Source organism: Streptomyces sp. NPDC047974 (assembly GCF_040653375.1).
Taxonomy (GTDB): domain Bacteria; phylum Actinomycetota; class Actinomycetes; order Streptomycetales; family Streptomycetaceae; genus Streptomyces.
The window spans coordinates 38,436-45,134 of sequence record NZ_JBEZNU010000040.1 but is presented as its reverse complement, the minus strand read 5'-3'; the positions used below and the strand labels follow the sequence as shown (position 1 = coordinate 45,134).

Genomic DNA, 6,699 nt, shown 5'->3' with positions numbered 1-6,699 from the left:
CGCCCTCGGCGTCGTCTTCGCCGCGACCGTGTACGTGTCGATGGCCGGGGCCGCCGTCTACCTGATCCGCACGCCCCCGGAGCGCGCGTTCAGCGGCGCCGCCTTCTGGATCGTGCTCGCCGTCATCCTGGTCGGCACGGTCGGCAGCATCACCTTCGGCACCCTCGCCGCCTACAAGGGCTTCCCCGACCTCCACCAGCGCTGGCTGCTGCTCTGCTACGGCTTCCTGATGACCGCCCCGCTGCTCCGCGTCGAATGGAGCGTCCTGCCCGCGTTCTACCCGGGCCTGTCCCTCCAGGACGTCAACCGGGTCGCGATCATGCACCTGGGCGCGCTGGTCTCCTTCGGCGCGCTGCTCGCCACCCGCGCGCTCGACCGGCGCACCTCCGTCCCCGGCCTCACCGGCACCTGGGCGCCGGGACCCGTGATGGTCCTCGCCCACCTCGCGGGCGCGGGCGGCCTCGCCGCGCTCGTCCCCGCCTTCCTCGACCAGGGCACCGCCGGACGCCGGCTGCTCCTCGCCTACCTGGTGCCGTACGCGGTCGTGTACGCCGTCCTCGCCGCCCGGGCCGCCGGCGCGCGCCGCGCCGGCAACGGCTGGGCCCGCGAGGAATGGCGCCTCCACCTCGCCGCCCTGCTCCTCGCCCCCGCCTTCTCCGCGGTCATGGTGCCCGTCCTCGAACGGGCCATGGGCCTCGACCGGGCGACGGCCCTCACCGCCGCCGCCGGCATCGGCTGCGGCATGCTCGCCTACACCGCCGTCACCGTCGTCGCCCTCCGGGTCCTCGCCGGACGCGAACTCCTGCGCCGCCGTGCCGCGCAGTCCCCGCCGCCCGAGGCACCCGAACCGGCGCTCAGCGGCGCCGCCGCGACCGGGGAGGAGAGCCGATGAGCGGCCCCGGCCGCCGTCCCGGGCGCGAACTCTCCGCCGCCGTCGTCGTGATGGGCACCGTCGTCGGCATCGTCGGCCTCGGCGTCGGCGGCCTCCTCGCCGTCGCCGCCCTCACCGGGCACGGAGTGGGCGCCTGGGCCTCCCCCGAGGCCCTCAGCCCGGGTCTCGTCGGCGCGGCCATGGTGGGGGTGGCGCCCGCCCTGCTCACCCTGGGCCGGGCCGACGACTGGGAGGAGGCGCGGAGCCTCTACCTGCCGCTGGTCGTCGTCATGACCGGTCTGCTCGCCGTCACCCTCCTCAACCTCGGCGCCCTCCGCGTCGCCACCGGCGGCCCGCTCTTCCTGGTCCTCTTCAGCCTCGGCTGGGTGCCGGTCGTGGCCCTCCTCGCCCTGGCCTCCGCCGGCTGCCTCGCCGCCCAGTACCGTCGGCCGGCCGGGACGGCGCCCACGGGCAGGACCGGGACGGCGGTGCCGATGCCCGCCTGGTCCAGGCCGCTGCTCGCGGTCCTCGGCTCGGGCTGGCTCGGCATCGGCGCCGGACTCCTCTTCCTCCCCGGCTTCTGGAGCGCGTTCGTGCCGTGGACGGTGAACCGTGCCGACGCCCAGGGCCTCGGCGTCTGGGCGCTCTCGCTCGGCGTCGGCGTCCTCGCCTCGCTCGCCGAGGACGATCTGACGCGCAGCCGCCCCGCCCTGCGGGCCGTGCCCGCGGTCGCCGTCGCCTGCGGGACCGTCCTCGCCGCCCGCGCCGCGGACGTCGACTGGGCTTCGGGCGGCGCGGTCTCCCTCCTCGCCCTGCTCGGAGGGCTGTTGGTGACGGGGGCGACCGGGCAGCTGCTGCTGCGCAGGGCGGCGGCGGCCGGAAACCCCGTGGAGCGGCCGCACCCGGCCGCGTGATGATGACCGCATGACCGCGCAGCCCGCCACGCCCGACTCGTCGCTCCCGCCCGACTCCCAGCCCCCGGCCGATTCCCCGCTCCCGGCCGACTCGCCTGTCCCGGCCGACTCGCCTGTCCCGCCCGTCGACACGCTGCTCGTCGTCGACGTGCAGTCGGCCTTCGTCACCGGCGACGGCGCCGTGCCCGACGCCGCCCGGCTCGTCGACCGCACCGCCGGGCTCATCGCCCGGGCCCGCGCGGCCGGCGCGCTCGTCGTCCACCTCCAGAACGACGGGCCGCCCGGCGCCGAGGACGAACCCCACACCCCCGGCTGGGAGCTGCACCACCCCGTCGAACCCGGCCCGACCGAGCTCGTGATCCGCAAGCCGTACGACGACGGCTTCGAGGAGACGGCCCTCGGCGCGGTGCTCGACGGGCACGGCAGCCGGGCCGTCGCCGTCTGCGGGGTGATGTCGGAGATGTGCGTCCGGGCCACGGCCCGTACGGCACTGGACCGCGGCCACCGGGTCGTCGTCCCGTACGACGGCCACGCCACCCAGGACTGCCCGGCCGTCCCCGGCGTCGCCGACGCGGTCCCGGCGGCGGTGGTCTCCCGCGTCGCCGCGTACTCCCTCGGCTCCGACGCGGAGGTCACCCACCCCGCCGCCGCCGTCTCCTTCACCGCCCCCTCGCGCCCGGCCGCCCCGGAGCCGTCGGCGAGCCGAGTGCGAGGATCGGCCACATGATCACACTGCGCCACCGTCCGGCCGACGAGGCCGACCTCGCCACCCTCGTACGGCTCCGCGACGACGCCGCCCGCTGGATGCTGGAGCGGGGCGTCACCGGCCAGTGGCGGCCCGGGGAGCTGGACGAGGACCACTTCCGCCGGATCATGGCGCACGGCGAGGTCTGGCTCGCGGAGCGGGACGGGCGCCCCGCCGGCGCCTGGGAGCTGTGGTGGGACGACGAGGACGCCTGGGGCCCGCAGCCGCCCGTCGCCGGCTATGTCCACCGGCTCATGGTGGACCGCGCCGTCGCCCCCGGGGCCGGGCGGCTGCTGCTGGCGGCCGCCGAGGAGCGGGTGGCCGCGACCGGCCGGACCCGGGTGCGCCTGGACTGCCTGTCCACCAACCCGAAGCTCACCGCCTACTACCGGGACGCCGGCTACCGCGTCGTCGGCCGGAAGGACGGCAAGCCGCAGCCGGGCGGCCCGGCGAAGTCCTTCACGCTGATGGAGAAGGAGCTCCCCGCGGCGGCCTGACCCTCCGCCACCTCCCGTTCCGTTCCCCCCGTCACCCGCTCCCCTCCTCCCCGCCCTCCCCGTCCTCCCCGTCCTCCTCGTCCGGCTGGATGCCGGCGAGGAGGTTGAAAGCGCCGGTGAGCAGGTTGAGACCGACGACCCCGACCACCTCGGCGACGACCCGGTCGCTCCACCCGTGCGCCCGCACCTCGGCGATGTCCGCGTCGCCGAGCGCGGCCGGTTCGGCGAGGACCTTGAGGGCGAGGGCGATCAGGGCGGCCTCGCGCGGATCCGTCGAGGTGCCCTGACGGGCCAGCGCGATGTCCGTCCCGCTCAGACCGGCGGCGCGGCCGGCCGACTCGTGCGCCGCGCGGCAGGTGCCGCAGCCGATCCACTCCTGGACGGCGAGGGAGAGCTTCTCGCTCAGCGCGCGCGGGATCTTCACCCGCTTCATCGCGCGGGAGAGGCTCAGGTAACCCTCGATCAGCGCGGGCGAGTGGGCCATCGTGGAGACCATCTCGCCCGCCGAGCCGTGCCGTTCGACGATGTCCGCGAGGAGCTCGCGGGCCCGGCCCTGGGCCTGGTCGGGGGTGAGCGCCGACAGGCGGCGTGGGCGGGCCGTGGTGGTGGTCGTGGTGGCGCCCGTCGTGGTGGCGCCGGTCGTGGTGATGCCCGTCGTGGTCATGCGCTCCTCCTCTGTATACCCATGGGGGGTATAACGGAGGAGTGGGGGTGATCGTTCCCGGTCGCCTCTTCCTCTTCCTCTTCTTCCTCTTCCTCTTCCTGCTCCCGATTCCGGAGGACCAGCCGGGACGGGCCGTGGAAGACCCAGTCGGGGGCGTACTCCACCTCCACGGTCGGGCGGGCGTCGGGCCGGAGCAGGGGCAGCCGGTCGAGGAGCACCGCGAGCCCCGTCTCCGCCTCCAGGCGGGCGAGCGCCGCGCCCGCGCAGTAGTGGATGCCGAGCCCGAAGGCGCAGTGCCGGCCCGTGGTCCGGCGGATGTCGAGGACGTCCGGGTCGGGGAAGTGCGCCGGATCCCGGTGGGCGGATCCGATCACCGCGACCAGCCGGTCCCCGCGCCGGACCCGCCGCCCGGCGAGCTCGGTGTCCCGCCACGCCCAGCGGGTGACCATCTGCACCGGCGGGTCGAAGCGGAGGAACTCCTCGACCGCCCCCGCCACGAGCCCCGGCTCGGCGCGGAGTTCGGCGACCGTCCCCGGCCGGGCGAGCAGGGCCAGGACGGCCTTCCCGAGGAGCCCGGTCGTCGTCTCGTGCCCGGCCGTCAGCAGGTGGACGCAGGTCGACGCGAGGAGCCCCGGGGTGAGAGAGGCGTCCTCCCGCCCGGCCGCCGCCAGCGCCCCCATCAGGTCGCGCGGCTCCCCGCCCGCCTCCTGTCGGGCCGTCAGCGCGGCCGTGAAGTACCGCTCCAGCTCACCCGCCGCATGGTCGGCCCGCGCGAGGCCCGGCCCCGTCCGGTCGCCGCGCGTGCCGCCCGCCTCCTGGAGCGCGAGCGCCCGCTCCCGGAACCACGGCCACAGCCGGCCCTCCACCCCCAGCACCCGCGCGATCACGAGCAGCGGGAACGGCGCCGCGAACCCGCCCACCACATCGACGGCCGGCCGCCCCGCGAGCGGTGCCGCCAGCTCCTCGGCGATCTCCCGCACCACCGGCCGCAGGCCGGTGACGGCGGCGGAGGCGAGGGGCGGGTTCACCCGCGCCCGCAGCCGGGTGTGGCGGGGCGGATCGAGGAAGACCAGCCAGTTCTCGACGACCCGCCGCAGCGTCTCGTACCCCTCCGGTATCGGTGCCGCCCGCCCGGTCACCGGGGACCTCCGCCGGTAGGCGCGCCCCGCGAGCACCCGTGCCACCTCCGCGTACCGGAAGAGGTACCAGGTGACGTCCCCGGACCCGTCCGCGCCACCGCCGGGCGACGGCACGGCATGGACGGGGTCCCGCTCGCGGTAGCGGTGGTAGACCGGGTAAGGATCCACCAGGTCGAGCAGCCCCGGATCGAACGGTGCGAGCCGGTCCGTGCCCATCACCCGCCCCCGTCCGTCCGCGCCCCGCCGGCGGCGGGGCCGGCTCCGCGCACCAGGTCGGCGAGGGCGCCGGGGTCGGCGGGCGGCCGGGAGCCCCGCCAGGCGACATGGCCGTCCGGTCGCACCAGCACGTACGGATGCCCGTACCGGCCCCGTGGCTCCGTGCCCCCGGGCGGGCTCCACACCCGCAGCGGCACCCTCCGCTCGGCGAAGGCCCGTTCCGTCCCCGCCGTCCCGTCCGTGCCCCCGGGGTCCAGACGGAGCAGGGTGAACCCCGGGCCGAAGAGGTCCAGCGTGGAGAGCCCCGGCGCCAGCCACACGTGCGGGGCCCGCCCGCCCGGCACCGCCGTCCGGTCCCACTCCGGTAGGCCGGCGTCCCCGGCCGCCGCGACCGGCTCTCCGCCCGTGCCCTCCGCGACGATCGGTGACCGGTACCGGTGGGCGAAGTGGGCGTCGGGCGCCTCGAACTCGCGCCGGGGGTCGGAGGCCGCGATCCGCCGCCCGAGCTCCGCGCGCGTCTCGGCGCCGCGCGGCGAGTCCTCCAGGAGCGCCGTGGCGATGCGCCGGTCCAGGGTGCGGCGCAGATTGCGGTGGCTCTCCTCCAGGCCGGCGAGGGCGACCGGACGCCGTTCGCTCCCGTACGCGTCGAGCAGCCCGGGACCCGCCCAGCCGGCCAGTTCCGCGCCGAGCTTCCAGCCCAGGTCGGCCGCGTCGCCGATCCCGGTGGCCAGGCCGAAGCCGCCGGAGGGGGAGAGGGTGTGCGCCGCGTCCCCGGCGAGCAGCACCCGGCCGTCGCGGTAGCGGGCGGCGACCCGGTGCGTCAGGTGCCATGTGGCGTCCGAGAGGACCTCCACCGGCACGTCCAGGGCGAGCGCCCGGCGGACCACCCGCAGCGCCTCGGCCGGGCCCGGGGGACAGGTGAGCCGGTACAGGTCCCGGCCGTCCATCGCCCGCAGCGGGTAGCGCAGCCCGCCGGGTTCGGTGACGAAGTGGACCAGGGCCGCCCGCCCGCCGAGCCGGTCGCCGAGGCCCGGCGCCCGGAAGAGCACGTTCCGCAGGGTGCGGGTGGCGTGCCGCTCGGGCGAGGAGATCCCGCACGCCTTCCGCACCGGCGAGGCGGCCCCGTCGCACCCCACCAGATACCGGGCGTGCACCGTCGTCACCACCCCCGCCGCGTCGGTCAGCTCGGCCCGCACCCCGTCGTCCGTCTGCCGGAAGCCGGTCAGCCGGGTCCGCAGCCGCACCGGGCCGTCGGGTCGCACGCCGAGCCGTCGCGTCAGCAGCGGCACGAGCCAGTGCTGGGGGCAGATCGCCTCGGGCTCCGGCGTGTGGGCGGGCGGCGGCCGCTCGGCGACCGTGCCGAACCGCAGCCGGTGCAGCTCGTGCCCGCCGACCGCCGTCACCCAGGCGACGTCCAGGGTGTGCCCGGCGGGCCAGCCGGCGCCCCGGATCGCGTCCGCCACGCCCCAGCGGCGGAACAGCTCCATCGCCCTCGGCCCGACCGTCGACACCTTGGGGTGGGTGATCCGGCCGTCCCCGGCCTCCGCCAGGACGAAGTCGACCCCCCGCCACGCCAGGTCGAGCCCGAGCGCCAGCCCCACCGGACCGCCGCCCACGACGAGCACCTCGGTCTCCTCCACCGCCGTCATCGGC

At 77.0% G+C, this 6,699-nt stretch carries 7 protein-coding genes; 4 read left to right on the top strand and 3 right to left on the bottom strand.

Translation table 11 applies throughout. The features are described 5' to 3' along the window. The 4 genes from AB0E19_RS34495 to AB0E19_RS34480 form a co-directional block, all read left to right on the top strand. On the top strand, positions 1-892 hold an 892-nt coding region (locus tag AB0E19_RS34495), incomplete at its 5' end, for a DUF2306 domain-containing protein (protein WP_362187702.1). Beyond that, complete coding sequence (locus AB0E19_RS34490; protein ID WP_362187699.1) at positions 889-1,785, top strand: hypothetical protein; 897 nt, start codon at positions 889-891, stop codon at positions 1,783-1,785. The genes AB0E19_RS34495 and AB0E19_RS34490, both read left to right, overlap by 4 nt. Positions 1,786-1,795: 10 nt before the next feature. After that, positions 1,796-2,512, top strand: coding sequence for an isochorismatase family protein (locus AB0E19_RS34485; RefSeq protein ID WP_362187696.1), 717 nt, complete (start codon positions 1,796-1,798; stop codon positions 2,510-2,512). Then, positions 2,509-3,027, top strand: a complete 519-nt coding sequence (locus tag AB0E19_RS34480; RefSeq protein ID WP_362187693.1) for a GNAT family N-acetyltransferase — start codon at positions 2,509-2,511, stop codon at positions 3,025-3,027. The genes AB0E19_RS34485 and AB0E19_RS34480 overlap by 4 nt, the downstream gene beginning before the upstream one ends. A gap of 31 nt (positions 3,028-3,058) precedes the next feature. Here the strand turns inward: AB0E19_RS34480 and AB0E19_RS34475 are convergent, their stop codons facing one another. From AB0E19_RS34475 to AB0E19_RS34465, 3 genes are read right to left on the bottom strand one after another with little or no spacing between them, the layout of a single operon-like run. Beyond that, positions 3,059-3,691 (bottom strand): alkylhydroperoxidase, encoded by a 633-nt coding sequence (locus tag AB0E19_RS34475; RefSeq protein ID WP_362187690.1) that lies wholly within the window; start codon positions 3,689-3,691, stop codon positions 3,059-3,061. Further along, complete coding sequence (locus AB0E19_RS34470; RefSeq protein WP_362187687.1) at positions 3,688-5,046, bottom strand: cytochrome P450; 1,359 nt, start codon at positions 5,044-5,046, stop codon at positions 3,688-3,690. Before AB0E19_RS34470 ends, AB0E19_RS34475 begins: the two co-directional genes overlap by 4 nt. Continuing rightward, complete coding sequence (locus tag AB0E19_RS34465) at positions 5,046-6,695, bottom strand: FAD-dependent monooxygenase (protein ID WP_362187684.1); 1,650 nt, start codon at positions 6,693-6,695, stop codon at positions 5,046-5,048. The genes AB0E19_RS34470 and AB0E19_RS34465 overlap by 1 nt, the downstream gene beginning before the upstream one ends. Positions 6,696-6,699: the final 4 nt, after the last annotated feature.

Bases quoted from the DNA above. Each gene is read 5' to 3' on its own strand.
- AB0E19_RS34480 (WP_362187693.1), top strand. From the start codon at position 2,509: ATGATCACACTGCGCCACCGTCCGGCCGACGAGGCCGACCTCGCCACC.
- AB0E19_RS34490 (WP_362187699.1), top strand. From the start codon at position 889: ATGAGCGGCCCCGGCCGCCGTCCCGGGCGCGAACTCTCCGCCGCCGTC.
- AB0E19_RS34485 (WP_362187696.1), top strand. From the start codon at position 1,796: ATGACCGCGCAGCCCGCCACGCCCGACTCGTCGCTCCCGCCCGACTCC.
- AB0E19_RS34470 (WP_362187687.1), bottom strand. From the start codon at position 5,046: ATGGGCACGGACCGGCTCGCACCGTTCGATCCGGGGCTGCTCGACCTG.
- AB0E19_RS34465 (WP_362187684.1), bottom strand. From the start codon at position 6,695: ATGACGGCGGTGGAGGAGACCGAGGTGCTCGTCGTGGGCGGCGGTCCG.
- AB0E19_RS34475 (WP_362187690.1), bottom strand. From the start codon at position 3,691: ATGACCACGACGGGCATCACCACGACCGGCGCCACCACGACGGGCGCC.